Source organism: Albidovulum sp. (assembly GCF_049646345.1).
In the GTDB taxonomy this organism is placed as follows: domain Bacteria; phylum Pseudomonadota; class Alphaproteobacteria; order Rhodobacterales; family Rhodobacteraceae; genus Albidovulum.
This window is the reverse complement of sequence record NZ_JBARVQ010000376.1, coordinates 1-2,334: the sequence shown is the minus strand read 5'-3', so window position 1 is coordinate 2,334 and position 2,334 is coordinate 1. Positions and strand designations below refer to the sequence as shown.

Sequence of the window (2,334 nt, the reverse complement as noted above, 5' to 3'; positions counted from 1 at the left end):
CTTCCATCCAGTCGGTATTCGGATCGTACGGCCTGTCGTCAACGATCTGGAATTCAAGCGGCGTGACAGATGCCCACATCTGCAGCGCTCCGACTGCGGCGGCCATGTAGTCGGGATGGTCGCTGAGTTCAGAGACGTTGATCACCAGCGGATCGGCGGCGATCGCTGGCGTCAGGCTGCGGTTCAGCGCGCCGAGGTAATCGAGGAACGCATCGTAGTCATCGCTCTTGCCATAGGGATTGTCAGGCGTCTGGTCATTTATCCACCACTGAACACTCTCTTGGGTTGAGTTTGGCATTCTTCATCTCCCCGTATTCTGGCCAAGGCGCCTTGCTCTCGGCTGCTTGCTTCTGGTTTCAGGCAGCGGCCGTCGGGCATTCTGCGCGGTGCCCGACAACGCGTCACCTCACGCGATATTGAGATGGGCCCCTCGGCCTGTCCACGATTCTGGCGGAAAGCCGCTGTCCTTTTTTTATGTTTATTTATAATTACTTAGGTTTTTACAGCGAGACGTAGGCGGAAACTGGCTCGACGGCAGGGCCATATTCGGCAGAGAACGCGCAACCTTCCGCCACGTCATGAGCCACCCCCAGAAGGAAGCAGGAGTGAGTCGCTTTTTCAGGCTGGTAAATAAATTCTACCCTCAATTGAAATCATGAGTTTCGGAACGAAAAAAGCAGGGGCTGCCGCCCCTGCTTTGTGCTTGATTTTCCCGTCAGCGAAGAATGTCAGACGTGATAGGCGCTTTCGCCATGGGCGGTAAGATCCAGACCTTGCCGCTCGTCCTCGGCTTCGACCCTGAGGCCAACCGTCTTGTCCACGATGAAGTAGAGGACAGCCGAGACGATCCCGCACCAGAGGATGGTGATCACAACTGCCTTGATCTGGATCCAGGTCTGCGCCGCCATGACGTAATCCTCACCCCCCATGCCGCCAAGACCGGGGGCAGTGAAGATGCCGGTGCCGATGGCGCCAACTATGCCGCCGATACCGTGGATACCGAAGACATCAAGGCTGTCGTCGTATCCCATCTTGTTCTTCACCACCGCCACGAAGAAATAGCAGATGCCCGAGGCAATCGCGCCAAGGGCGATGGCCCCGACAGGCCCGACCGATCCCGCCGCAGGCGTCACGGCAACCAGTCCCGCCACCAGCCCCGAAGCCGCACCCAGCATCGAGGCCTTGCCGCGCAGTACGGCTTCCAGCCCGGCCCAGGCAAGGATCGCGCCCGCTGTCGCGGTGAAGGTGTTGATCATCGCCAGCGTCGCGCCGCCATTGGCCTCAAGGTTCGACCCAGCGTTGAACCCGAACCAGCCGACCCAGAGGATGCCCGCGCCCACAAGCGTCAGCGTCATCGAATGCGGGGCCATCATATCCTTGCCGAGCCCGATGCGGGGGCCAATGAAATACGCGCCAACCAAAGCGGCTATCCCGGCGTTGATATGCACGACCGTGCCGCCAGCGAAATCAAGCGCCCCCATATTGAAGATCAGCCCCGCACCATCCCAGACCATGTGGGCCACCGGGAAATAGACCACCGTCACCCAGAGCGCGGAAAACAGCATGACCGCGCCGAACTTGATCCGCTCGGCAAATGCCCCGACGATCAGCGCCGGTGTGATCGCGGCAAAGGTCATCTGAAAGGCGATGAAGACATATTCCGGGATCACCACGCCCTCGGAGAAGGTCGCGGCCATGCTGTCCGGGGTTACACCCGCAAGGAAGAGCTTGCCGAAGCCACCAAAGAAGGGGCCCGTCCCGCCGCCAAAGGCGAAGGAATAGCCGTAGATCACCCAGATCACCATGACCATCGCGGTGATCATCGTGCACTGCATCAGCACCGACAGCATGTTCTTTGATCGCACCAACCCGCCGTAGAACAAGGCCAGCCCCGGCAGGATCATGAAGAGAACAAGCAGGGTGGAGACCATCATCCACGCGACATCCCCCTTGTCCATCACCTCTGCCGCCGCCTCCTGCGCCATCGCAGGGGCACCGACCAGTGCCGCAATCATCCCCGCCAGAGTTACCGATTTCATCATTCCCAATCCCCTGAAATTGCCGCTCACAGCGCGTCCTCCCCGGTATCTCCGGTCCTGACGCGCAACGCGTCCTTGAGGTCGAGCACGAATATCTTGCCGTCGCCGATCTTGTCGGTCTTGGCCACCTTGGCGATGGTTGCGATCACGTCATCCGCAAGCCCCGCGCTGACCGCGATTTCCAGTTTCACCTTCGGCACGAAGTTCACCGCATATTCCGCGCCACGATAGATCTCGGTATGACCCGACTGAGTGCCGAAACCCTTGATTTCACTCACCATCATGCCTCGCACTC

At 59.7% G+C, this 2,334-nt stretch carries 3 protein-coding genes; all 3 read right to left on the bottom strand.

Features of this window, described 5'->3' with window-relative positions; all coding sequences use genetic code 11:
* A partial coding sequence (locus WBB85_RS09355) for a hypothetical protein (RefSeq protein WP_432638353.1) occupies positions 1 to 298 on the bottom strand: 298 nt, incomplete at its 3' end.
* 430 nt (positions 299 to 728) lie between these two features.
* A complete protein-coding gene (locus WBB85_RS09350) occupies positions 729 to 2,042 on the bottom strand; it encodes an ammonium transporter (protein ID WP_432638352.1) in 1,314 nt (437 codons plus the stop codon).
* A 23-nt stretch (positions 2,043 to 2,065) separates the two neighbouring features.
* On the bottom strand, positions 2,066 to 2,334 hold a 269-nt coding region (locus WBB85_RS09345; RefSeq protein ID WP_432638351.1), incomplete at its 5' end, for a P-II family nitrogen regulator.

Bases quoted from the DNA above. Each gene is read 5' to 3' on its own strand.
- WBB85_RS09350 (WP_432638352.1), bottom strand. From the start codon at position 2,042: ATGATGAAATCGGTAACTCTGGCGGGGATGATTGCGGCACTGGTCGGT.